This window comes from Pseudophaeobacter sp. TrK17, from assembly GCF_042192375.1.
Taxonomy (GTDB): domain Bacteria; phylum Pseudomonadota; class Alphaproteobacteria; order Rhodobacterales; family Rhodobacteraceae; genus Pseudophaeobacter.
Genome location: NZ_CP071700.1, coordinates 1,754,481 through 1,778,040 on the forward strand (window position 1 = coordinate 1,754,481; position 23,560 = coordinate 1,778,040).

Genomic DNA, 23,560 nt, shown 5'->3' on the forward strand with positions numbered 1-23,560 from the left:
GAATCCTAGCAGGGTTCGCCGACATTTTGGAATGTCCGGTTAGTGATATTCAAGTTAATGCAGTCCTTGTCGTGCTGCGAACAAGAACCCGCCTTGGCGGGTTTTTTGTCGTTTGCACCGGGGGGACTGGCTGCGCCCCTATGTGTCTCGTGGTGTATTTTCTTGCGCTGGGATCACTGGACGCGGCGAGAAACGCGTTTTATCACTCAGGGCAAACTTGGACGATGGGGACCGCGCGTGAAACAGACCAAAGCATTAGATCCCTCGGGGCTATCTCAGGACCAAGCTCAGGCGGAGTTTTTGGAGTTGCAGAGCCAGCTGGCCGCAGCTGATCAAGCCTACCATCAAGACGACGCCCCCTTTCTGAGTGATGCCGCGTATGACGCTGCCAAAAGACGTTATCAGGCCTTGGCCGAGGCCTTTCCAGATCTGGCAGACAGCGCAACGCAGCTTGAAACCGTTGGTGCGCCGGTTACCTCTGGCTTTGGCAAAATTCAACATGTTGTGCGGATGCTCTCGTTGGGCAATGCCTTTGAAGACGCGGATGTCACGGATTTTGAGCGCAGCATTCGCAGCTATCTGGGGCTAGAGGCCACTGCGCCGCTGGCTTTTACGGCTGAGCCCAAGATTGATGGGCTATCCCTGTCGCTTCGCTATGAAAACGGCGTTTTGATTCAGGCCGCGACCCGGGGCGATGGCGCCACGGGGGAAAATGTCACCGCAAATGCCCGCACCATTGCGGATATCCCGCAACAGCTGACCGGCGCGCCGGATGTGCTGGAGGTACGCGGCGAAGTCTATATGAGCCATGAGGATTTCACCGCTCTGAACGCCCGCCACGGGGAGCGCGGCGGCAAGGTCTTTGCCAATCCGCGCAATGCGGCGGCGGGGTCTTTACGGCAGTTGGACGCCGAAATCACCCGCGCGCGACCTTTGCGTTTCTTTGCCTATAGTTGGGGCGAACTCTCTGCCCCGCTTGGGGATACGCAAACCAGCGCTATTGCGCGGCTTGCCGAGCTTGGGTTTCAGACCAACCCACTGACCAAGACCTGCAATACGGTTGCAGATCTGATCGCACAGTATCGCCTGATCGAAGAACAACGCGCCACACTGGGCTATGACATCGACGGGGTTGTCTACAAGGTCGACGCGCTGGCGCTGCAGGATCGGCTTGGCTTTCGCTCAACCACCCCGCGGTGGGCAATCGCGCATAAATTCCCGGCTGAGCTGGCCTGGACCTGGCTCGAGGCAATCGACATTCAGGTGGGGCGCACCGGCGCGCTCAGCCCGGTTGCCCGTCTTGCTCCGGTCACTGTGGGCGGCGTGGTTGTCTCCAATGCCACCCTGCACAATGAGGACTATATCCGGGGGCGGGATTCCAAAGGTGCGGTGATCCGGGGCGGCAAGGATATCCGCATTGGCGATTGGGTGCAGATCTACCGGGCCGGGGATGTGATCCCCAAGGTGGCTGATGTGGATCTTACCAAACGTCCGGCGGAGGCCGTTGAATTTACCTTTCCCGACCGCTGCCCTGAATGCGGATCCGAGGCCGTGCGCGAGGAAGGTGATGCGGTCAGACGCTGCACAGGTGGCATTATTTGTCCCGCGCAAGCTATTGAAAAGCTAAAACACTTTGTCTCTCGTAAGGCCTTTGATATCGAAGGCCTGGGGGCAAAACAGCTGGAGGCGTTCTACAAGGATTCAGATCTGCCGATCCGCACACCAGTTGACATCTATACCCTGGCAGATCGGGATTCGGGCCAATTGGCAAAGCTGAAGAACCGGCCAGGTTGGGGCGATCAAAGTGCCGCCAATCTCTTTGCTGCGATCAATGAAAAACGAAATATCCCGCTTGGCCGGATGATCTTTGCGCTTGGCATTCGCCACGTGGGTGAGGTCGCCGCCAAGGATCTGGCGCTGCATTTTGGCAGCTGGCAGGAGCTTGCAAAGGCGGTGGATCAGGCCCGCGCCGCTGCGCTGGCCCATCGTGCGGCGGATCAGGCAGAGGATCAAGAGCGGGAGCAGGCCAGCAGCGAAGGCCGCCGCGCCAAGATCAAGGAAACCCGCGAGGCGGCAGTTACAGATTTTCAGGTGCCGCAGCCAGCGCAGGAGGCCTGGGAGGATTTGATCGGCATTGACGGGATCGGCGCAACTGTTGGCCTGTCTCTGTCCGACGCGTTGGCCAATAGCCAGGAGCGGGCGGTAATCAATGATTTGGTGGCGCATCTGAATATCGCAGCCCCGGCAGCCCCATCGCAGGCCAGCCCGGTTGCGGGGCTAACAGTGGTCTTTACCGGTAAGCTGGAAAAGGTGACCCGCGACGAGGCCAAGGCGCGGGCGGAATCTCTGGGGGCCAAGGTCTCTGGCTCGGTGTCAAAGAAAACCGATATCCTGGTGGCCGGCCCGGGGGCTGGATCAAAGGAGAAAAAGGCGCAGGAGCTAGGTATTCGTATCTTGGATGAGGACGGTTGGTTGGCGGAGATTGCAGCCACATGAGCGGCCGCCCCGAAATCCTGTTCCCGCTTTTTGCCGGGGCCGAAACCCTCAAAGGAGTTGGTCCGAAAACGGCACAGAGCCTGGCTCAGATCGGGTTGCAAACGCCACGGGATCTGGCTTTTACACTGCCGCATTCGATATTGGACCGTCGCCGACGCGACAGCATCAAGGGGCTTGATCTACCTGCCATTGCAACGGTGGAGGTGGAGGTGGGAAGCCACCAGGCCGCGCGCAATCGTGGTGGCGCTTATAGGATTAACGTGAGCGACCAAGATATTGAATTTCAACTGGTATTCTTTCACGGGCGCAGCCGCTACCTCGAGGTGCAATGCCCCGAAGGCTCGCGGCGTTTGGTGTCGGGCAAGGTTGAGCTGTTTGACGGTGTTGCCCAGATGGTGCACCCGGATCACATGGTTCCCCTGGCCGAGGCGGAAGATATTCCAGAGTTTGAGCCGGTCTATCCGCTGACCCATGGGGTGACCCAGAAAACCATGACCAAGGCGGCGCTCAGCGCTTTGGAGCGCCTGCCGGAGCTTGCCGAATGGATCGATGCTGAGCAAGTCAAACGCGAGGCCTGGCCCGGCTGGAAAGAGGCGCTGATTGCAGGCCACCATCCGCAGGGGCTGGAAGATCTGTCCCCAGATGCACCGATCCGGACCCGGCTTGCCTATGATGAGCTGTTTGCCCATCAATTGACCCTGGCCCTTGCGCGTCAGGCGGAACGTAAATCCCATGGTATTGTCAGCCAGGCCACAGGGCGTTTGCAGGGGCCGGTGCTGGCGTCGCTGCCCTATCGCCCGACCTCTGCGCAGACCCGAGCTATTGCAGAAATCTCGGCGGATATGGCCAGCGATCGCCGGATGAACAGATTGCTGCAAGGTGATGTTGGATCAGGAAAAACCCTGGTTGCCTTTATGGCGCTATTGGTCGCGGTGGAGGCCGGCGGGCAGGGCGTAATGATGGCGCCAACCGGCATCCTGGCGCAGCAGCACTATGAAGGGCTGCGCCCGCTTGCGGAACAGGCCGGGGTGGTGCTTGAACTGCTTACCGGTCGGGACAAGGGCGCCGAACGGCGTGCCAAGCTGGCAGCGTTGGAAGCAGGCGATATCCAGATCCTGGTTGGTACCCATGCGGTGTTTCAACAGGATGTGGTGTTTCGGCGGCTGCATCTGGCCATTGTGGATGAACAGCACCGGTTTGGTGTGCGGCAGCGGATGGAGCTGGCGGAAAAGGGCAAAGGGGCCGACGTTCTGGTGATGACGGCTACGCCCATCCCGCGTTCGCTGGCCTTGGCGCAATATGGCGATATGGATGTCTCGGTGCTGGACGAAAAACCGCCCGGGCGTAAACCGGTAAAGACCGCCGTGCTGAGCACGGAGCGTATGGAGGAGGTTGTGAACCATCTGCGGCGTGCCATAGACGAAGGCCGCCAGTGCTATTGGGTCTGTCCGCTGGTCGGGGAATCCGAGGTGATGGACCTGATCGCCGCCGAAGAACGCTTTAAACACCTGCGTGCCATTCTGGGCGAGGGCGTGGTTGGTCTGGTGCATGGCCAGATGCCGCCTGCCGAAAAAGACGCGGCCATGGCGGCGTTTCAACAGGGCGAGACCAAGGTTCTGGTGGCAACCACGGTGATCGAGGTGGGGGTGAACGTGCCCAACGCTTCGATCATGGTGATTGAGCGCGCCGAGATCTTTGGACTTGCGCAGTTGCACCAGCTGCGCGGGCGGGTTGGACGCGGGAGTGCGGCGTCGACCTGTCTGTTGATGTATCAACCGCCGCTGTCCGAAGGCGGGCGGCGTCGGTTGGAGGTTCTGCGCGAAAGCGAAGATGGATTCAAAATATCGGAAACGGATCTGCAAATGCGTGGGGCGGGCGATGTGATTGGCACTGCACAGTCTGGATTGCCGCGCTTTCATATCGCCGACCTTGAACGCCAAGCCCCCTTGATGGCCGTCGCCCAGAGCGATGCCCGGTCTTTGTTGGCGATGGACCCCGGCCTGACCAGCCCGCGTGGCCGTGCCGCGCGTGTTCTCCTTTGGTTGATGAAGCAAGATCAGGCTATTCGTTTAATTTCAGTTGGTTAGGGGTATTTGTTCCACTTTTTTAGACCGAAGTTCCGAAAAAGTTCGCAAATGTTCTCAAAAAGTTCTTTACAGGGCGGGCGTAAAATGAGAACAAAAGAGCAACAAGTCCGACAGAGAGCGGCGCGGTGAAAACCTGAACCCCGACAGAGAGTAGTGGAGACAATTCTGATGATGACCCAACTGAAGACAACCCTGCACAATGCCCAATCAACCCTGTTGCAGGATGCTATCGGCGCTGTTGCCCTGGTGGTAATGCTGGTTGTTGCCCTTCACCTGCCGGGGTTTATGTAGTCGCGCTGTCGTGACTGAGCCTCCCCTTTTTCGCTAACCCTGAACCCCTATCTTATTACTGCCTGCTGTCTTTATGTCATGTGCGTTGGCATCCATCCCGGTGCCTTTTGATCCCCGCCTGATCTATGACCGGTTGCGCCTAACAACCGGTTCGCGCACTTGAACCCCGCATGAAGACGCATTTCCTGCCGCCACCATCTGCCCGGATGTGTGGCGGCTTTTTTTTGCCTTGTGGGGCTAAGATCTAGGGCCCGTGGACATTCATCTTGAAGCGATGATGACAGCTGCGAGATGCCAGTTGGCAGCATAGCTGGACGCTGTTTTCTCGTACCGGGTCGCTATGGCTCTGAATTCCTTGATCTTTGCGAAGAAATTCTCGATCAAGTGCCGCCATTTGTAGGCGTGTTTATCGTAATCGCGCAGGAACTTGCGGTTCGCTTTCGGTGGGATGATGGCGGTGGCACCGCGCGCATCGAGTTCTGTGAGCAGCCAATCGGCATCAAATGCCTTGTCGGCCAAGAGAGCATCAAAGGCCACGCCATCGATGAGCGGTTCGACGCCCTTCATGTCGTGAGCCTGACCAGGCAGGAGTACGAAGTCAGCCAGGTTTCCTAGGGCGTCGACCAAAGCAACGATCTTGGTGGTCAATCCGCCACGCGACCGCCCGATGGCTTGATTTTGAGTCCCCCCCTTGCGCCGCTCGCCTTCTGGTGAGCCTGAACAATCGTGCCGTCGATCATTGCGTATTCGAAATCTGGATCCCCACTGATTTCCTTGAAAATTCGCTCGAATACGCCGCCCTCAGCCCATCTGCGAAACCGTCGGAACACGCTGTTCCAGTTGCCGAAATAAGCAGGCAGGTCACGCCACGGCAACCCTGTCCGCACACGCCATAGCACGGCTTCGAGAAACAGACGATTATCCTTGCCCGTCACACCCGCATCGCCCTCCTTGCCAGGCAAGTGCGGCGCGAGGCGAAGCCAGACGTCATCTGTCAACACAAACCGCTCTTCGTTCATTCAAACCTCCATTTTGGAAGCTTGAATCAGAATTCAGACCGGTTGGGAATCCTGAATGTCCACGGGCCCTAGTTCTCATGGAGATGCCGCCCCAATGGCAGGCACCGACAAAAACGGGAACTGGCGAAACGGGCACTGACAAAAAACAGGAACTGGCAAAACGGGCGCTGACAGATGCTTCATCCTCACAGAATCCCCATGGCGTCTTTGGCCTGCGCTAAGGTCAGCACCTAAAATTGGCGCGAAAGCATTGGCTAATGCTGTCTCTTGTGGGTCGCTAGACTGATTGTTTGTGGCCTGTGTTCGATCAACAGACCGATTGTATTTTAACAAAAAAACGATCTGTAGTTAGGATCCCGGCCCTAAGCGCAGTTTTTCTGCAAGGCCGCCTTGAAGGCTTCCAGGCTGGCTTCGAGGCAGAGCAGGATTGAGGCGTGACGGTTTTTGAATTCGCGTGCGGGAACAAGGACTTCCAAATCCGAAAACGGGGAGTTGGGCGCAGGTTGGTCATCCTTCAGCATGGCTTTCAGCTCCTCGCGTGCGGTTTCCACCTCGGTAAGGGAGCGTCCAATTATGTTGCGTCCAACAACCGAAGCAGAGGCCTGACCCAGAGCGCAGGCTTTTACATCCTGGCCAAATGCAGTGATGCGCCCGTCTTTGATGTTGAGATCAACTGTAACGGTTGACCCACACAGGGGGGCGCGTTTTTTTGCCGTCGCATCCGGGTGTTCCAACCTGTCCAGAAAGGGAATATCGGCGGCGAGCGCCAGAATGCGGGACGAGTAGAGTTTGATCAGATCGGTTTCGCTAGACATTGGCGGCCTTGGGCTTTCCCTTGGGGTTTCTTCCTCATACATAGGCAGACAAATGCAAGATGCAAAAGGTTTTTACGATGTCCTTTGATCCCAATAATTTGAAGTATGACGCTGCGGGTCTGATCCCCTGTATTGCCCAGGATGAGGCGAGCGGCGAAGTTTTGATGATGGCCTGGATGAATGCGCAAAGCGTTGCCAGAACGCTGGAAACCGGCAAAGTGACCTATTGGTCCCGGTCTCGCCAGGCATTTTGGGTCAAGGGAGAAAGCTCGGGTCATGTTCAGAGCCTGGTGGATCTGCGGCTTGATTGTGACCGGGATTGTCTGTTGGCGCTGGTTCATCAAGTCGGCCCCGCCTGTCACACCAATCGGCGCAGCTGTTTTTATACAGCTGTTCGTGACGGGGAAGAGGTGGAGCTGATGAAGCCCATGGACTAGGGGGCAGGCCCTTGGCTCACGCAGCAGAAAAGGGCGGCGCTGGCGCGCCGCTGCCTCCGGCGGAGGTATTTGGAGAAAGATGAAACAGGGGGAGGTTAGCCCAGGCCGACAAGTTCGCGGATGTCTTGCGGGTTGGCGCCATCCTGGCGGTATGTGGCAATGGCGCGGGCATCGTCCCGTTTGGCGAGGCGTTTGCCCGCCTCGTCGCGGATCAGGCTGTGGTGGTGGTAGGTTGGATGGGGAAGGTGCAACAGGGCCTGAAGCAATATATGTATCCGCGTTGCTTCAAAGAGATCCTGACCCCGAATGACGTGGTTCACGCCCTGGGCCGCATCGTCCAACACCACTGAGAGATGGTATGAGGTTCCCATGCCGCGCCTGGAAAGAACAACGTCGCCGATGGTCTTAACCATGTTGTCTGGGGTGAATTCAACGAGACCCCGTTCGCCATTTGGTCCGTTTCCGGTCTCCAGAAAACTGCCAAAGCTAGCAAAAGATTTTCCGGGCACTCTGCGATTCTGAAACAGGCCGGGCACCATGCCGACCGCTTTTTCCATGTCGAGCCTAAGGGGAACATTTTGAGGGCGTTGGTGCTGATCAGAAAAGACCTGTTCCCACGGCCCCCGGCATGTTCCGGGGTAGATTACCCCGTCTGGCCCCAGCAGAGGCGAACCTTCCTGCGGGGCGGCAGCCGCGGCGGCGATGTCTTTACGATTGCAGGTGCAGGGGTAGAGAAGACCCAGCTGCCACAGGCGTTCCAGAGCCTCATCGTAGACTGACTGGCGCTCTGACTGGCGCATTACCGGTTTGGGCCACCACAAACCAAGCCATTCCAGATCTTCATAGATCTGTGTTTCCCACTGGGGGCGGGCACGAGATTGGTCAATGTCTTCGATCCGTAGCAGAAATTTGCCCCCCTCAGACATGGCCATGTCATGGGCCAGTAGGGCGGAATAGGCGTGGCCCAGGTGTAGGGGGCCTGTAGGAGAGGGGGCAAAGCGGGTGATGAAGGTCACGGGATCTGCCCCCTTGGTGTTCAGGATGTTCAGGCGAAGTTATCCAGCCAGCTGGTCCAGGCCGTTTTGGCGCGATCCGTATAGGCCTTGTAGCGGTCCTTGCGGCCGCGACGGCCGCCTTTTAGGCCCTCAACCGGTTGGAACAGGCCAAAGTTCACGTTCATCGGCTGGAAGGTCTTGGCCTCGGCTCCGCCGGTGATGTGATGGATCAGCGCCCCCATGGCGCTGTCTTGTGGCACCTCTGGCAAGGTGATCCCGAGAATTTCGGCGGCGGCCATGCGACCGGCCAGCAGCCCCATGGCCGCGCTTTCCACATAGCCCTCGACGCCGGTGATCTGTCCGGCAAAGCGCAGGTGCGGTTTTGATTTCAACCGCATTTGGGCATCAAGCAGAGTGGGGGAATTGAGGAAGGTGTTGCGATGGATCCCGCCAAGACGGGCAAAACTGGCGTTTTCCAGCCCTGGGATCATCCGCAGCACCTCGGTTTGGGCGCCGTATTTCATCTTGGTCTGGAAGCCGACGATATTGAACAGGGTGCCAAGCGCGTTGTCGCGGCGCAGCTGCACCACGGCGTGGGCTTTGACATCGGGCTGATGTGGATTGGTCAGGCCAACGGGTTTCATTGGGCCAAAGCGCAGGGTCTCGCGGCCACGTTCGGCCATCACCTCGATCGGCAGGCAGCCGTCAAAATAACCGGCGGTTTCGCCTTCGTGGAATTCGGTCTTATCGGCGGCCAGCAGCGCGTCGATAAAGGCCTCATACTGGTCTTTGCTCATGGGGCAGTTGAGATAGGCGGTGCGCTCTTCCTCGGTTTCGCCCTTGTCATAGCGCGACTGCATCCAGGCTTTCGACATGTCGATGCTTTCGGCATAGATGATTGGCGCGATTGCATCAAAGAAGGCAAGTGCCTCGGCGCCAGTCTCAGCCTGGATGGCCTGGCCGAGGGGGGCAGAGGTCAAGGGACCGGTGGCAAAGATCCAATGGCCGTCCGTTGGCAGGGCGCTGATTTCCTCGTAGGAGATCTCGATATTGGGATGGGCTTTCAGCTTGGCTGTCACCGTTTCGGCAAAGGGCTCGCGGTCGACCGCCAAGGCACCACCAGCAGGCAGGCGGTGTTCTTCGGCTGTGGCCATGATCACGCCATTTGCCGCGCGCATTTCCCAATGCAGCAGGCCAACGGCGTTTTGCTCATCGTCATCCGAGCGGAAGGAATTGGAACAGACCATTTCGCCCAGATTGCCCGTCTGATGGGCAAAGGTTTCCACTTTGGGCCGCATCTCGTGGATCACCACTTTGACGCCCATGTTCGCTGCCTGCCAGGCTGCTTCGGACCCGGCCATGCCGCCGCCCACGATATGTAATGTCTCTGTCATAGGGGGCAAATAGGGCAGTGCGCGCCCTTAAGCAATATTGCGCAGGCTCAAATGTGGCAGCAAAGGGGCAGAATAGGGCAAAGATGCGCGTGGCTTATTCTCAGCGCGCTGGCCGGGGCCGAATGCATGAATTTTTGGCGGGGGAAACAGCTGCCCTGAAGGCGCAGCATTGTTTCCATCCCTTGCACAACCCACCAAAGGTTAGGACGGCATAGCCCAAAGTATGGGCGGTTTTTCTTTGGATGAGGAGAATTTGGGGCCGCTGAGCGGGAATGTCACCCGGGGAGAGAGATTCCCGGTTGGAGGGACCTTCCGCTTCAGCGGCCCAAATTGTGTCCGGGTCAGGACCTGTGTCGTAACCCGTGCCCAATCTTTGCCATTATCTTGCCCCGATTAAAAGGCCCGATATAGAAACAATAAATCCTGAATGGTAAACAAAGCCTAAAATTTTCGAAAAAATTGTCTCTATTTCCAGTCAGGGCTGCGTTTTTCGATAAAGGCCTGCATGCCCTCGACGGTGTCGGGCTGCATCAGGTTGGTGACAATGACCTCGCTGGTATAGGCATAGGCCTCCTCAATGGGCATCTCTAGCTGCTGGTAATAGGCTTCTTTGCCCACCTTGACGGCGGCACCAAGTTTGGAGGCGATCTTATCCGCCAGGGCGCGGGTCTCTGCCTCCAGCTGCGCGGCGGGGACGGCGCGGTTGATCAGCCCCAGCTCAGCGGCGCGGGGGGCGGACATGAACTCGCCAGTGGTGAGCAGTTCAAAGGCGTGTTTGCGGGGGATATTGCGGGAGAGGGCCACCATGGGCGTTGAGCAGAACAAGCCGATGTTGACGCCATTGACGCCAAAGCGGCAGTCATCACTGGCTATCGCGAGATCGCAAGAGGCAACCAGCTGACAGCCCGCAGCGGTGGCAATGCCATGGACCTGTGCAATGACCGGCTGCGGCAGCTGTTGCAGCCCCAACATGACCGAGGTGCAGCGGGCAAAAAGTCCCTCAAAATAGGACTGTCCCTTATCCGCTGCCGCGCGCCCTGCGGTCATCTGGCGAATGTCGTGGCCAGCACAAAAGGCTTTGCCAATGCCCGACAGAATCACCGCCTTGATGCTGGTATCGTCTTTCAGGACATCAATCTGCGCCTGCAGCGCCTGCAACATCTCATCCGAGAGGGCATTCAGCCGCTCGGGTGCATTCATTTGTAGATGAGCCACTGCGTTTTTGTCGTGACGTTCCAGAATTGCCATCTTGCTCTCCTCCTAGGTTCCGGGTGAACACTAGGGCGCAATGAGGGAGAGGAAAAGCATGGGTTTGGCATTCGATGTCGCAGGGCTTGAGGCCTATATGGATGAAATTTTTCCGCAAGTGGCCGATGATTTTGCCGTTGATGCGCTGTCGATGGAGGGCATTACCATGCGCTTGAAGGTGGCAGAGCGCCATCTGCGCCCTGGGGGTACGGTTTCTGGACCGTCGATGTTTGCCCTGGCCGATGTCACGGTCTATGGGCTGGTGCTGTCGCGTCTGGGCGCCAAGGCGCTGGCAGTGACCACCAATTGCTCACTTGATTTTATGCGTAAACCAGAAGCCGGCCGCGACATCATCGCCAAGGGTCAGTTGCTGAAACTGGGCCGCAGCCTGGCAGTGGGGGATGTGCATATGTTCTCTGAGGGCTCAGATAAGCTGGTGGCGCGTTCCACCATGACCTATTCGATCCCGCCAGAGCGCTGAAGCCAGAGCGCAGAGGCCTGGTACAGAGAGCAGTGCGCGGGCTGTTAGATGCTTGCTGTTACAGGGGCGCTGTTGCTAAGGGCTGGCCGACCTTGACCAGGGTTTCCAGACCTTTGGCGCTGTTTTCTACCAGATCTGGGCTAAAGGTGACCTGACCGGGCTGAAAGACCACCACAACGGTAGAGCCGCCAAACTTGAAATAGCCCTTTTCCTGCATCTTGCGCACGGCGCCAGAGGAGGTGGTGTTGATGATCGAGCCGACCCCAAAGGCGCCAATTTCGCTAAAGCAATAGGTGCCAATCTTATCGTTTTTGATCAAAGTGTTGCAGCGCTTGTTTTCACCAAAAACATCCGGGCCTGCCCCCAGAGCGATAGGGTTGACCGAATGCAGCGCGCCGGCAAGATCTTGGGTGGTTTCAATCTGGCCAGAGGCGGGGAAATGATAGCGGTGGTAATCCGCCGGGCAAAGACGCACGATGGCCAGCGCCCCGCCCAGAAACGGCTCTGACAGGCCGGGCAGCATGGATGTGATCGACATCGGGTGGCCTTTGACCGGGACAAAGACATCCTTGTCCAGCTTAGGAAAAACCAGAACCCGACCATCGGCTGGGGCAACAATCTCGCTTGGGTCATCTGAATAGGGGCGCGCCTCAGGCCGAAGGTGGCGGGCAAAAAAGTCATTAAAGGAAGTGTAGTCGTGGGCAGGTCTGACGGCCTCTGCCATGTCTATGGACAGCTCATCAATCACCGCGTTGATCTTGCCGCGCGACAGGGGGCTGTCATACCACAGTCCAAACAACCGGCTGATCAGGGAGGAGCGAAACAACAGGCGCTCTATCAGGCTGGAACCGGCATCCTGATAGGCCCAGCGGATCCATTTTTCGCCCAGGATGACTTCGTCAAATACCCTGCCATTGTCCCGGTCGACCACTTGAATTGGGGTGTTCTGCATGTGATCAGCCTTGCGTTACTTCCGTCTGTGCGGCCTAGCAGAACCAGGCGGAGGGGCCAAGGGGCGGAGCGGAGCGGCTGCAGAAAGCAGGAGAGGCGGATTGAGTATAGTTTTTAACAATAATAATCATTCCCGTTATCTGTTTGTCCAATGGGGCAAGCTGTGCAAGCCTCTCCTGACAGATGCCAAGGGGCAAGGCACGCGCAGCGGACCCCCTAGAGAGCAATCGGGAACCGACATAGGAGAGACCCATGACATCGCGTAGAGCGCTTTTGAAAACCACATTGGCCGCAGGCTTAGCCCTGGCCACCAGCCTCACCACTGCCAGCTTTGCAATGGCAGAAGAGCTTGGAAAAATTAAGGAAGCGGGCGTCATCCGCATCGCCATGAGCGGCGCTTACCCTCCCTTCAACTTTGTCAATGACAGCAACGAGGTTGTTGGCTTTGATCCGGCTGTTGGGGCTGAGATCGCCAAACGTATGGGCGTTGAAGTTGAAATCGTCACCACTGCTTGGGATGGTATTATCGGCGGTTTGCTGGCCAATAAATATGACGCGATTGTTGGCTCCATGTCGATCACCGAAGAACGTCAGCAAGTGGTTGATTTTGTAGGCCCTTACTACACTACCAAACGCGCGATCTTTGCCAAACCCGGCGGCATCAGCTCGGCTGCGGAACTGAGCGAGGCCAAAGTTGGCCTGACCCTGGGCGAAACCCATGAGGCCTGGGCCCGTGAAATGGGCTATGACGTGCGCACTTACAAGGGCTTGCCCGAGCTGCTGCTGGAGCTTGAGCATGGCCGCGTTGATGTCATCGTCAATGACTCGATCGCCGCTATTTTGGCGATGAAAGAGACCGGTCAGGACTATGTCATGATTACCGATTTCGAGACCGAAGAATTCGGCGCCGGTATCGCCATCCGCAAGGGCAGCCCAGAGCTGGCGGCTGCCATGCAAGGCGCGCTGGACGCGATGATGGAAGATGGCACCTATCTTGAGATTGCTAACAAATGGGTTGGCGGCGACATTCGCTAAACCAGCTAAGATGCGGCCCCGTTCAGGGCTCTATTAGAGCAATGAATGGGGCCGTTTTAGATGCCGTTGCCTTTCCCTGGAGAGGCCGGCACAGAAAAGCGCGGCTCAAGGAGACAGACGCCAGTGGATTATGCCTTGATGCAACGGGTCTTTCCCTTCTTTCTGGATGCGGCCTGGATAACCATATTGCTGTCGGTGTTGACAGCTCTGTTGGGGGTGACCTGCGCCATACTCGGCACTGCCGCCCGACTGTCGCGGTTCCCGCTGTTGCGGTTTCTGGGCGCCGCCTATGTCAGCCTGTTTCGCGGCACTCCGGCGCTGATCCAGCTGTTTATCCTATATTTTGGGGGCCCGCAGATCGGTATCCAGCTGGATGCATTTGAGGCGGGTGTCATTGGCCTCGGCGTTAATGTCGGCGCTTATATGACCGAAACCATGCGCGGTGCCATTATCTCGGTTGATAAGGGGCAGGGCGAGGCCGCCCGAACCCTCGGCATGAGCAAGTGGCAAGCGATGCGCAATGTGGTCCTGCCGCAAGCCATGCGCCTGATGATCCGGCCGCTGGGGGTGAACCTCAACACCCTGATCAAAAGCACCGCGCTGGTCGCCGCGATTTCAGTGGTCGAGCTGACCTATACAGCGCAGCGCTATATTGGCTCTACCTACAAACCCTTCGAGATGTTCCTGATTGCAGGCCTTTTGTACATGATCATCATTTATGTTGTCGGGCTGGCCGTGACCTGGGCCGACCGCAAAGCTCGCCTGAATTGATCGGGGAAAGGATACCGCATGGGACTCGATTTTAGCGTCATTCCAAAATACCTCGATATCGTCCTGCTGGGGGCGCTCTGGACCATTGCCATTACCGTTGGCGCTGCAGTTGTCAGCTTTTTCGGGGGCATTCTGCTTGCGATCATTGCGCTCTATGCCCCTGCCGTGGTGCGTTGGCCCTTTCGGGTTTTCTCCTTCCTGTTTCTGGGCACGCCGCTGTTGCTGCAGCTGTTCCTGATCTACTTTGGTCTGGTGCAGATCGGCGTGGATGTGCCTGCATTTGTGGCTGGGGTGATCGGTCTGGGGCTGCACTTTGCCGTCTATAACTCAGAACTGTTTCAGGCCAGTATTCTGGCCGTTGACAAGGGCCAGATCGAAGCCGCCCGGACCCTGGGCCTGTCGCGGATGCAGGCCCTGCGCAAAGTGGTGGTGCCACAGGCGGTGCGCGATGTGATCCCGCCGATTGGCAACAATATGATCGCACTTCTGAAGGACTCGGCCCTGGTCTCGGTGATTGGTGTTTCTGAGCTGACCTTGTCTGCCCAACGCGCCATTGGCAGTACCTACCGGCCCTTTGAATTCTACGTTCTGGTGGCGGCAATCTACTACATTATCAACCTCGGCATGGAGGCCGTCTTGCGCCGCGTTGAACGCCGCATTCAGGCCTCGAAATGAACCGGCAGGAGAAAGACATGAGCGAGCAGAAACCTTTCATCGACATTCGTCACGCCAAAAAAAGCTTTGGCACATTGGAAGTGCTGAAAGACATCAACCTGCAGGTAGACCGGGGGCAGATCGTTGCCATCATTGGCCCCTCAGGCTCTGGCAAAAGCACCCTGCTGAGGGCGATCAATGACCTGGACCCCCTGACTGGCGGGGAGATCTGGCTGGAGGACAAGCAGATCAATATGGATCTGCCCCATGGTCAGTACGAACGCCATATCAATAAGGTGCGCCAGGAAATCGGCATGGTTTTCCAGCACTTCAACCTGTTTCCGCATCTGAAGGTGCGCGAAAATGTGACCCTGGCGCCGAAGATGCTCAAAGGTCTGTCCGACGCTGAGGCCAACGCCCTGGCCGAGGAGCAGCTGACCAAGGTCGGCATGATTGAACGCATCGACTATTACCCTTCGCAGCTGTCAGGCGGCCAGAAACAGCGGGTGGCCATTGCCCGTGCCCTGGCGATGAAGCCCAAGGTCATGCTGTTTGACGAGGCCACATCGGCCTTGGACCCTGAGCTGGTGGAAGAGGTGAACCTGGTGATGAAGCAGCTCGCAGAGGAGCACATGACCATGATCATTGTCACCCATGAAATGGGCTTTGCCGAAAGCGTGTGTGATCGCGTTTTGTTTATGGATCAGGGCGTTGTGGTTGAAGAAGGTCCGCCAGAGGTGATTTTCCGCAACCCCAAGAGCGAGCGGACCCAGAACTTCCTGCGCAAGCACCTGGCAGGGCAGCACGTCTAGCGATAGCTGCGCTGCTCTATCGGAGTCTCGTCGATTGCCGCGATCAGCCGGTCGAGCAGGATTTGCTCGGCCCGGTTCTTGGTCGCTCCTTCGCTCCAGACCAGATAGACGTCGATCGGTGGCAGATCCTCATAGGGGGGCACCTGCCACAGCTGCCCGTCCTGCACGTCGCGTTCGGCCACATGGATCGGCAAGGGGCCTACACCCAGCCCAGATACGATCATGCGCCGTACCTCCTCCAGGTGGCTTGAAACGCCGGTGATTTTCTGGCCCAGGGCGGCCTGGGCCCGCATCACGGTGATGGGTTTCAAGACATCCTGCAACCGATCGGTTTCAAAACTGACCGAGGAATGCCCCTCCAAATCTGCCGACGTGAGATCTTTGCGGCCAAAAAGCGGATGCGGCGGGCCGCAGAACAGGCCAAAATACTCGCGGAACATGCGCCTGTATTCCAGATTTGGGTTGTGGTCCCCCACCAGACAGATGGCAAAAGAGGCGCGTTTTGCGGCGACCTCTGCGATGGCTTTGGAACTGGACAGAACCTCGATTTTTAGGCTGGCCTTTGGGTGGTCGCGGTGAAACCCGGTGAGGGCCTGATTGATCAAAGGGCTCACAACATGACTGGCCACGGCAATGCGCACATGGCCACGGACATCATCGGTCATTTCGCGCATCAGGGTCGATAACCGCAGCACCGATCCATTGATTTCCACCGCTTCACGGTACAACAAACGTCCCGCTTCGGTGAGGGCATAATAGCCAGGAGAGCGATTTATCAACTTGCGCCCAACCCGGTCTTCTAACCGTTTTAAGGCCGTGGAAACAGATGGTTGCTTGAGACGCAATTGGCTCGCTGCATCGGTGACCGAGTGACTTTCCGCCAGGACAACAAAGGTGCGCAACAGGTTCCAGTCCAGCTCGCGGGCGATCCGTTCCGGTTCGTAGTGAGGGTCGTCTTGCCGCATAGCTCTTCTCTATATCAAGAATTCCAATTATCTATTTGATCTATACTAGTGGCTCTCGCATGGTTCTATCAAGCCCGCTTTGCGGCCATCGGCATCTTCGGCGCAGTCCTGTTGCGCCATGGCGTTTGGGTTCAGCAACAAGGCGGTAGGGAGTTGGAAAGCAAAGAATGAGCAATCTATTTTATCAGGCGCAGGGGCGCAGGCCGGTTCTGGAACAGGCGCGCGGCGTTTACATGTGGGACAAGGATGGCAAGCGCTATCTGGATGGCTCGTCTGGGGCGATGGTTTGCAATATCGGCCACTCCAACCCGGAGGTGCTGACCGCGATGCGCCGCCAGATGGAAAAATCCACCTTTGGCTATCGGCTGCATTTTGAAACAGAGGCCTCCGAGCGTTTGGCGCAGAAGCTGGCCGGGCTGATGCCGGGGGATCTGAACCGGGTGTTCTTTGTGTCCGGCGGTTCTGAAGCGGTGGAAAGCGCCACCAAGCTGGCCCGGCAATATGCCCTGGCCAGTGAACAGGGCAGCCGCTGGAAGGTCATCTCGCGCGCGCCCAGCTATCATGGCTGCACATTGGGGGCTTTGGCCCTGACCGGCTACACCCCGCTGACCGCGCCTTTTGCGCCGATGATGCAGGACATGCCCAAAATCCCCGCGCCCCGTGCCTATCTGGACGGGCTGGACGCCGATGACCCCGCCACCGGCCACCACTATGCCGATATGCTGGAGGCAAAGATCCTCTCTGAGGGCCCCGAAAGCGTGCTTGCCTTTATCGTTGAGCCTGTTGGTGGGGCCTCCACCGGTGCGCTGGTGCCGCCCACTGGCTATATGGAGCGGATCCGCGAAATCTGCACCCGATATGGTGTGCTTTTGATCATGGATGAAGTGATGACCGGTGCCGGACGCACTGGCAGCTTTCTGGGCTCGGATCATTGGCAGGCGCAGCCGGATATTGTGGTGATGTCCAAAGGTCTGGGCGCGGGATACATGCCCCTGGGCGCGGTGATCGCCGATGAGCGCCTGGTAGCACCGATCCTGGCGCAGGGCGGTTTTGCCCACGGCTTTACCTATGCCGGCAACCCCCTGGCCTGTGCCGCTGGGCTGGCGGTGGTAAATACCCTTGAAATGAATGGGTTGTGCGACAATGCTGCCAAAATGGGAGAGACCCTTTTGGCGCGGCTCAACGGATTGATGCAAAAGCATGAATTGATTGGCGATGTGCGCGGCAAGGGGCTGCTTACGGCCTTTGAATTCATGGCTGACCGGGACAGCAAGGCTCCGCTTCCGGCGCGGTTGAATGCCCATCAGCGCTTTGTCGATCTGGCCTATGAAAAGGGTCTGATTATCTATTCGCGGCGCACGCGTGACGGCACCGAGGGGGATCACATTCTGGTTTGCCCGCCGCTGATCGTGAACGCAGAGCATATCGACGAGATCATCGAGGGCCTTGATGCCAGCCTGGTGCAGTTCAGCCAAGACATCCATTCCGAACTAAAGGCAGGCTGACCCATGAGCAAAATACTGATTACCTGCGCCGTCACCGGCTCTATTCACACACCGTCAATGTCGCCCTATCTGCCCGTAACCCCTGCGGAAATTTCCGGTCAGGCCCAGGGCGCCGCCGAGGCAGGCGCGGCAATCCTGCATCTGCACGCGCGGAACCCGCAGACCGGACAGCCCTCGGCCCGCGCAGAGGATTTTATGAGCTTCCTGCCGCAGTTGAAGCAGTCCTGCGATGCGGTGTTGAACCTTTCAACCGGGGGCAGCGCGGTGATGACTCTGGATGACCGCCTGGCCGCCCCCAAACGGGTCGAACCGGAGATGTGCAGCCTCAATATGGGCAGCATGAACTTTGCGCTCTACCCGGCAGCGGCGCGGATTTACGACTGGAAACACGATTGGGAACAGCCCTTTCTGGAGAACTCGGATGATCTGGTGTTCAAAAACACCCCGCGCGACATTGCCCGTATCCTGACCGAGCTGGGGGTCGAGCGCGGCGCTCGGTTTGAATTTGAATGCTACGACGTTGGGCATCTTTATATGCTCAAACATTTTGTCGATCGTGGTTTGGTGCAGAAACCCCTGTTCATTCAGTTTGTCTTTGGGGTTTTGGGCGGCATGGGGACGGACCCGGAAAACCTGATGCATATGAAGGTGATCGCGGACAAGCTGTTTGGCGATGATTACATGTTCTCAGTGCTTGCAGCGGGGCGTCAACAGATGCCGCTGATCACCATGGCGGCCGCCATGGGCGGGCATGTGCGGGTTGGGCTGGAGGACAGTCTGATGATCTCGCGCGGGGTTCTGGCCAAGGACAACGCAGAACAGGTGCGCAAAATTCGCCGCATCGTCGAAGACCTTGGCCGTGAGGTGGCAAGCCCTGATGAGGCCCGCGACATGCTGGGGCTCAAAGGTGCTGACCGCACCGCGATCTAAAGTGACACAAAAAGGCAGGACAGGCAGATGAAAGCGATCTTTGACGCACGCCAATGGCACCACGACCCGAAGCATTTTATGGCCAACGGTAAGGCGCAGCCAAACCCGGAGCAGCCCAAACGCATTGAGGTTCTGCAAAACGGCGCTTTGGCGGCGGGCTGCACATTTTCAGAGCCACAGGATGCGGGTCTTGGTCCGATCGCTGCGGTGCATACGGCGGAATATCTGACCTTTCTCAAGAACATCTATCGCCGTTGGCAATATATCAAAGACGCAGGCGAAGAGGTGATCCCCAATATTCATCCCGCCAACCGCAGCGACAGCTACCCCAAATCGGCAACCGGCCAGGCGGGCTACCATCAGGCAGATACCGCCTGTCCAATCGCCAAAGGCACCTGGGAAGCCTCCTACTGGTCAGCGCAGTCGGCGATTTCAGGCGCTGATTACCTGCGTGAGGGCGGCCAGTCCGCCTATGTACTGGCGCGTCCCCCTGGGCATCACGCCTTTGCCGATATGGCCGGGGGCTTTTGTTTTCTGAACAATTCCGGCATTGCCGCCCAACGGCTGGCCGCAGCCGGGCTACGTCCGGCGATTGTTGATGTGGATGTGCATCACGGCAATGGCACCCAAGGCATATTCTACAATCGCGACGATGTGTTGACCGTCTCCCTTCATGCCGACCCCGAGCGGTTTTACCCGTTTTTCTGGGGCCACGCCCAGGAGCGCGGTGAAGGCACAGGGTTGGGCTATAACCTGAACCTGCCCCTGGCGCGCGGCACCGATGACGCGGGCTTTCTCAAGGCGCTTGATGTGGCGCTGGAGCGGGTGACCCTGTTTGGCGCCGACGTTGTCGTGGTGGCCCTGGGGCTTGATGCCTCGATTGATGATCCGTTTCAGGGGCTTGCGGTGACCAAAGAAGGGTTCTCTCGTATTGGTGCGGCCTTTGCGCATCTTGGCCTGCCGGTGCTGTTTGTCCAGGAGGGCGGATACCTGAGCGATAGTCTGGGGGAAAACCTGACCCGCTGCCTGACAGGCTATCAAACCGCCACCTGACGAAAACGCCTCCCCCACGGGGGGCGAAAAGGAAAGAAGCCGATATGACAGCCGTACTCACCAACACCCAGTTGGCCTATCTGCAATCCCTGCGCCAGGCGCTGCACCAAAGCCCCGAGATCTCGGGCGAGGAGGTGGAAACCGCGGCGCGTATCACTCAGGAGCTGACGCGCGCGGGGGCGGACCGGGTCTGGACCGGGCTTGGCGGTCATGGCGTTGCGGCTGAATTTTGCGGGCAGCAGGACGGGCCGACAGTCCTGATCCGTTGCGAGCTGGACGCTTTGCCGATCCCTGAAATCTCGCAGGCCCCCTATCGCTCGCAGATCGAGGGCAAGGGGCATCTGTGCGGTCACGACGGCCATATGGTGATGGTGCTGGGGGTTGCGCTGGCGCTAAAAACACGTCCTGCCACGGGCCGGGTGATCCTGTTATTCCAACCCGCAGAAGAAACCGGCGCCGGGGCTGTCGCGGTGATCAATGATCCGCGCTGGCCTGAGTTGCGACCTGACTTTGCCTTTTCTTATCATAATGTTCCGGGTCGTCCTTTGGGTGAGATTGGCCTGTGTCCGGGAGTCAGTAACTGTGCCTCCCGTGGGATGAAGATCCGCTTTGGCGGCAAAACCTCCCATGCGGCCGCGCCCGAAGACGGGGTCTCGCCCGCAGGGGTGATCGCATATCTGATGCAGAGCCTGCCAGTGCTGGGCCCGGGTGGCGATATGGGGGCTGACTTTGCCCTTGCCACCTTGACCCATGCGCAGCTTGGCGAGGCCAGTTTTGGCATCGCGCCGGGGGCCGGAGAGCTGCGCATGACCCTGCGCAGCCAGACCGATACGCGCATGGACCGTTTGGTCCAGGAGGCTGAGGCGCAGCTGGAGCGCGCCCTGGCAAAGGCTGCGCAGCAGGCCGGGGGGCGGGCCGAACATGTGTCCGCCACTGTGACCTTGCACGATGTGTTTTTGGCCACCGTAAATGACGACAGGGCACTCACTATCGCCAGCACCGCCGCCTCCACCCTTGGCCTGTCAACACATTCCATGGGCCAGCCGATGCGTTGGTCGGAAGACTTTGGCCGTTTTGGTCTGGATGGCGCCAAGGCGGCGATGGTGTTCATCGGATCGGGCGAAGCCCAGCCACAGTTGCACAATCCCAACTATGACTATCCAGATGGCTTAACCCCTACCGGCGTGGCCCTGTTGGTTGAAATTGTCGATCAGCTGTTGGGCAGGCAGGGCGATGCACATGCCCAGCCAAACATCTCTGGCAACTGACCCCCATGTCGGATCACCCAAACGAAAGCGCCTGGTGCGAGATTTCCCCGGCGCAGATTTCGCAGAACCTGCGCCATACCCTGGATCGGCTGCCTGCGCAGACCCGGCTTTGTGCCGTAATCAAAGCGGATGCCTATGGGCATGGCATTGAAAACGTGGTGCCTGTGTTGATGGCCCAGGGGGTGAGCCATATCGGAATTTCCTCCAACGGCGAGGCCCGCGCGGTGCGGGCGGCTGGTTTCACCGGGGCGATCCTGCGTCTGCGCACAGCCACACCGGATGAGGTCAAAAGCGCCTTGGGAGAGGATGTCCAAGAGCTGGTGGGTTCAGAGGAGGCTCTACTAGCAATTCGGGACAGGCTGGGAGAGAAGCCGCTGCCAAAGCTGCATATCTCACTGAATGCCAATGGGATGTCGCGCGATGGCGTAGAGCTGTCGACACCGCAGGGACGGCAAGCCTGTGGCAATATTTTGAAACTGGGAGCGGGGAAGATCGTCGGGCTTTGCACTCATTTTCCGTCTAATCACAGTGATGAGTTGGTGGAAAATATTGCAAGGTTTCAACGGGATATCGCCTGGATCTTTGCCAACAGTGACCTGCGGCGTCAGGACGTTATGATTCACGCCGGCAGCACGTTGACCCTGGTTTCCGGATTGGATCCGCAGGTGGATATGATGCGCTGTGGTGCCATCCTGTTTGGCATCGCCGGTCCCAGCACAGCGTTCCATCCCGCACTGACGCTGAAATCTCAGGTGATCAGCGTAGGATCCTACCCCAAGGGCAGCACAATCGGCTATGATCGAACCGCAGTTCTGCACCGTGACAGGCGCCTTGCCAGCGTTGCTTTGGGATATGCCAATGGCTACAGCCGTCGGTTTGCCCAAAGCGCCCAGGGGGCTGAGGGTGCCGAAGTGCTGATCCGGGGGCAGAGCTGCCCGGTGATGGGGGCAATTTCGATGAATACCATCGTGGCAGATGTGACGGAGCTGCCCGAAGTTGCAATCAGTGATGAGGTGGTTGCCTTTGGTCAACAGGGCGGGCGAAAGATCGGATCCCAGAGCCTTGAGCAGCTCAGCGGCACCATCATGGCCGATCTCTTTACAGATTGGGGACGCCGTAATCCACGTATTATCTGTGATCGTATTGCTTTGGATACCTAGGGCCAGCGGCGCGCGGCAGCAGGTGGTGCTGGTGGCAAACACCTGGGCGCATTAAGCGCCCGGATCTGACAGCAGTTCGGCGCCGCGCAGCAGCTCCCGCACTGCGACCTCATCGGTGTCAAAGGCGTCTTTGAACACCTCAACCGCCTTCCATGGCTCGGCATCGCCGCACATGAACACATCGAAGGCGCCGTAGCCGATCTCTGGCCAGGTGTGGACGGTGATATGACTTTCTCCGAGCACCGCGACGCCAGAAACGCCCTGGGGAGAGAATTTGTGAGTATGGATATGCAGCAGGGTTGCGCCACATAGGGTGGCCGCCCGGCGAAAGGCGTCTTGAATGCGCTGTTCGCAGTCCAGCCCGGTCGCTTCCATCACCTCGATGATGAGATGGGTGCCGGCAAAGACCCTATTGTCCCGGCGGATAAAGTGATCTGTGCGATCAGCCCGCGTCAGGGCGTCCAGGCTTGCAGCAGTGGCTTTGCGCGGGCGATCAGCGGTGGCCGGGGGACTATGCGACGGGGCTGGCTTTGACACTGCGGGCAGGTGGTCCGTGGTGTCACTCACGTTTGCCCCCAGAGGTGTTTGGCAGGCCGTGCAGAGCAATCCGAGTGATCCAAAGTACACCTCTGGTCTTGACCGGCGTCTTGTTGGGAAGGCGGACCGCCAGTGCAACAAGATCGGGGATAGGGTTGGGGCTGTCCCCAACAAAACGTGGCCCTCCCTAGCATGGGCCATAGCCAGGCTGCAAGCCAACCGCAGCTGGCACGCTTGCTCGAAAGACGGCTAAAGTGGCGTGCAGGGCGCGGGCTAAAAAAGGGGGGGCGGAGGTAAGATTTAGAGGGGTAATAAATAAAAAGGGCCGGGGACAAGCCCCGGCCATCAGTTGGTTCCTTTGCCCAGGGGATCAAGGGCGCCAGAACGGAAGAGTTCCTTGATAATGAGCTTCCTCGCGGGAAATCCCAATGTCATTCAGTTGCTCTGCGCTAAGATGGCGCAGCTCTTTTCGCGTGGTGTGACGGATCGACCATTTGGTGACGAGGACTGCAAAAGCAACGGCCGCCTGTGCCAGCACTGGCAGGGCAGGGCGGCTGTTCAGGTAGGAGGTGTGCGATGGGTTCTGGGTTGCAGAAGTTGTCATGGTCGTTTCCTTTATTGTGTTGATACAATCCCAATTGTCTGTTATGTAAATT

At 58.4% G+C, this 23,560-nt stretch carries 23 protein-coding genes; 14 read left to right on the forward strand and 9 right to left on the reverse strand.

What is annotated here, in order from left to right:
* Positions 1–237: 237 nt before the first annotated feature.
* From ligA to JZI28_RS08225, 3 genes are all read left to right on the forward strand, one after another.
* The gene (gene ligA, locus JZI28_RS08215) at positions 238–2,496 is read left to right on the forward strand and encodes an NAD-dependent DNA ligase LigA (protein WP_375699813.1); all 2,259 of its coding nucleotides are present in this window, start codon (positions 238–240) and stop codon (positions 2,494–2,496) included.
* Entirely contained in the window at positions 2,493–4,583 is a 2,091-nt protein-coding gene (gene recG / locus JZI28_RS08220; protein ID WP_375699814.1) for an ATP-dependent DNA helicase RecG, read from the forward strand. The genes ligA and recG overlap by 4 nt, the downstream gene beginning before the upstream one ends.
* 168 nt (positions 4,584–4,751) lie before the next feature.
* On the forward strand, positions 4,752–4,874 hold the full coding sequence (locus JZI28_RS08225) for a hypothetical protein (protein ID WP_295454764.1): 123 nt from the start codon (positions 4,752–4,754) through the stop codon (positions 4,872–4,874).
* Between the two features lie 261 nt (positions 4,875–5,135).
* Here the strand turns inward: JZI28_RS08225 and JZI28_RS08230 are convergent.
* A protein-coding gene (locus tag JZI28_RS08230) for an IS5 family transposase (RefSeq protein ID WP_375698075.1) occupies positions 5,136–5,893 on the reverse strand; the annotation gives its coding sequence in 2 pieces (ribosomal slippage) (positions 5,136–5,566 and positions 5,566–5,893; 759 coding nt in all).
* A gap of 362 nt (positions 5,894–6,255) precedes the next feature.
* On the reverse strand, positions 6,256–6,708 hold the full coding sequence (locus tag JZI28_RS08235) for an iron-sulfur cluster assembly scaffold protein (RefSeq protein ID WP_375699815.1): 453 nt from the start codon (positions 6,706–6,708) through the stop codon (positions 6,256–6,258).
* Between the two features lie 59 nt (positions 6,709–6,767).
* On the opposite strand from JZI28_RS08235, the gene hisI reads away from it, so the two are divergent.
* On the forward strand, positions 6,768–7,145 hold the full coding sequence (gene hisI, locus JZI28_RS08240) for a phosphoribosyl-AMP cyclohydrolase (protein ID WP_295454760.1): 378 nt from the start codon (positions 6,768–6,770) through the stop codon (positions 7,143–7,145).
* Positions 7,146–7,240: 95 nt separating this feature from the next.
* Here the strand turns inward: hisI and gluQRS are convergent, their stop codons facing one another.
* The 3 genes from gluQRS to JZI28_RS08255 all read right to left on the reverse strand — a co-directional run bounded on the left by gluQRS (position 7,241) and on the right by JZI28_RS08255 (position 10,782).
* Positions 7,241–8,161 carry a tRNA glutamyl-Q(34) synthetase GluQRS gene (gluQRS, locus tag JZI28_RS08245; RefSeq protein WP_375699816.1) on the reverse strand — a complete coding sequence of 307 codons (921 nt, stop codon included), beginning with the start codon at positions 8,159–8,161 and terminating at the stop codon, positions 7,241–7,243.
* A gap of 29 nt (positions 8,162–8,190) precedes the next feature.
* Positions 8,191–9,534 carry a methylenetetrahydrofolate--tRNA-(uracil(54)-C(5))-methyltransferase (FADH(2)-oxidizing) TrmFO gene (gene trmFO / locus JZI28_RS08250; protein ID WP_375699817.1) on the reverse strand — a complete coding sequence of 448 codons (1,344 nt, stop codon included), beginning with the start codon at positions 9,532–9,534 and terminating at the stop codon, positions 8,191–8,193.
* Positions 9,535–9,999: 465 nt separating this feature from the next.
* Positions 10,000–10,782 (reverse strand): enoyl-CoA hydratase, encoded by a 783-nt coding sequence (locus tag JZI28_RS08255; RefSeq protein ID WP_375699818.1) that lies wholly within the window; start codon positions 10,780–10,782, stop codon positions 10,000–10,002.
* 58 nt (positions 10,783–10,840) lie between these two features.
* Here JZI28_RS08255 and JZI28_RS08260 point away from each other — a divergent pair, with 58 nt between their 5' ends.
* Positions 10,841–11,263 carry a PaaI family thioesterase gene (locus tag JZI28_RS08260; protein ID WP_295454752.1) on the forward strand — a complete coding sequence of 141 codons (423 nt, stop codon included), beginning with the start codon at positions 10,841–10,843 and terminating at the stop codon, positions 11,261–11,263.
* A gap of 58 nt (positions 11,264–11,321) precedes the next feature.
* Here JZI28_RS08260 and asd read toward each other — a convergent pair whose 3' ends face one another.
* On the reverse strand, positions 11,322–12,215 hold the full coding sequence (asd, locus tag JZI28_RS08265) for an archaetidylserine decarboxylase (RefSeq protein WP_375699819.1): 894 nt from the start codon (positions 12,213–12,215) through the stop codon (positions 11,322–11,324).
* Positions 12,216–12,466: 251 nt separating this feature from the next.
* On the opposite strand from asd, the gene JZI28_RS08270 reads away from it, so the two are divergent.
* The 4 genes from JZI28_RS08270 to JZI28_RS08285 all read left to right on the forward strand — a co-directional run bounded on the left by JZI28_RS08270 (position 12,467) and on the right by JZI28_RS08285 (position 15,486).
* Positions 12,467–13,249: a transporter substrate-binding domain-containing protein gene (locus JZI28_RS08270; protein ID WP_375699820.1), complete on the forward strand. Its 783-nt coding sequence runs from the start codon at positions 12,467–12,469 to the stop codon at positions 13,247–13,249.
* A 123-nt stretch (positions 13,250–13,372) separates the two neighbouring features.
* On the forward strand, positions 13,373–14,020 hold the full coding sequence (locus JZI28_RS08275) for an amino acid ABC transporter permease (protein WP_295454747.1): 648 nt from the start codon (positions 13,373–13,375) through the stop codon (positions 14,018–14,020).
* Positions 14,021–14,038: 18 nt separating this feature from the next.
* Positions 14,039–14,695, forward strand: coding sequence for an amino acid ABC transporter permease (locus JZI28_RS08280; RefSeq protein ID WP_295454746.1), 657 nt, complete (start codon positions 14,039–14,041; stop codon positions 14,693–14,695).
* A 17-nt stretch (positions 14,696–14,712) separates the two neighbouring features.
* Positions 14,713–15,486 (forward strand): amino acid ABC transporter ATP-binding protein, encoded by a 774-nt coding sequence (locus JZI28_RS08285; protein ID WP_375699821.1) that lies wholly within the window; start codon positions 14,713–14,715, stop codon positions 15,484–15,486.
* Here the strand turns inward: JZI28_RS08285 and JZI28_RS08290 are convergent.
* Complete coding sequence (locus tag JZI28_RS08290; protein WP_348156896.1) at positions 15,483–16,451, reverse strand: LysR family transcriptional regulator; 969 nt, start codon at positions 16,449–16,451, stop codon at positions 15,483–15,485. The genes JZI28_RS08285 and JZI28_RS08290 overlap by 4 nt on opposite strands.
* A gap of 167 nt (positions 16,452–16,618) precedes the next feature.
* Between JZI28_RS08290 and JZI28_RS08295 the strand changes: the two genes are divergently transcribed.
* Genes JZI28_RS08295 through alr form a run of 5 tightly spaced genes read left to right on the forward strand, consistent with a single transcriptional unit; the run spans position 16,619 to position 22,367 of the window.
* The gene (locus JZI28_RS08295; RefSeq protein WP_375699822.1) at positions 16,619–17,956 is read left to right on the forward strand and encodes an aspartate aminotransferase family protein; all 1,338 of its coding nucleotides are present in this window, start codon (positions 16,619–16,621) and stop codon (positions 17,954–17,956) included.
* 3 nt (positions 17,957–17,959) lie between these two features.
* Positions 17,960–18,886, forward strand: a complete 927-nt coding sequence (locus JZI28_RS08300) for a 3-keto-5-aminohexanoate cleavage protein (protein ID WP_375699823.1) — start codon at positions 17,960–17,962, stop codon at positions 18,884–18,886.
* 27 nt (positions 18,887–18,913) lie between these two features.
* The gene (locus JZI28_RS08305; RefSeq protein ID WP_375699824.1) at positions 18,914–19,939 is read left to right on the forward strand and encodes a histone deacetylase family protein; all 1,026 of its coding nucleotides are present in this window, start codon (positions 18,914–18,916) and stop codon (positions 19,937–19,939) included.
* Positions 19,940–19,983: 44 nt separating this feature from the next.
* Complete coding sequence (locus JZI28_RS08310) at positions 19,984–21,207, forward strand: amidohydrolase (RefSeq protein WP_375699825.1); 1,224 nt, start codon at positions 19,984–19,986, stop codon at positions 21,205–21,207.
* Positions 21,208–21,212: 5 nt separating this feature from the next.
* A complete protein-coding gene (gene alr / locus JZI28_RS08315; protein ID WP_375699826.1) occupies positions 21,213–22,367 on the forward strand; it encodes an alanine racemase in 1,155 nt (384 codons plus the stop codon).
* Between the two features lie 51 nt (positions 22,368–22,418).
* Here the strand turns inward: alr and speD are convergent, their stop codons facing one another.
* Both speD and JZI28_RS08325 read right to left on the reverse strand, forming a co-directional pair.
* The gene (gene speD, locus JZI28_RS08320) at positions 22,419–22,832 is read right to left on the reverse strand and encodes an adenosylmethionine decarboxylase (protein WP_366847330.1); all 414 of its coding nucleotides are present in this window, start codon (positions 22,830–22,832) and stop codon (positions 22,419–22,421) included.
* 442 nt (positions 22,833–23,274) lie between these two features.
* Positions 23,275–23,508 (reverse strand): DUF1127 domain-containing protein, encoded by a 234-nt coding sequence (locus tag JZI28_RS08325; RefSeq protein ID WP_348156914.1) that lies wholly within the window; start codon positions 23,506–23,508, stop codon positions 23,275–23,277.
* Positions 23,509–23,560: the final 52 nt, after the last annotated feature.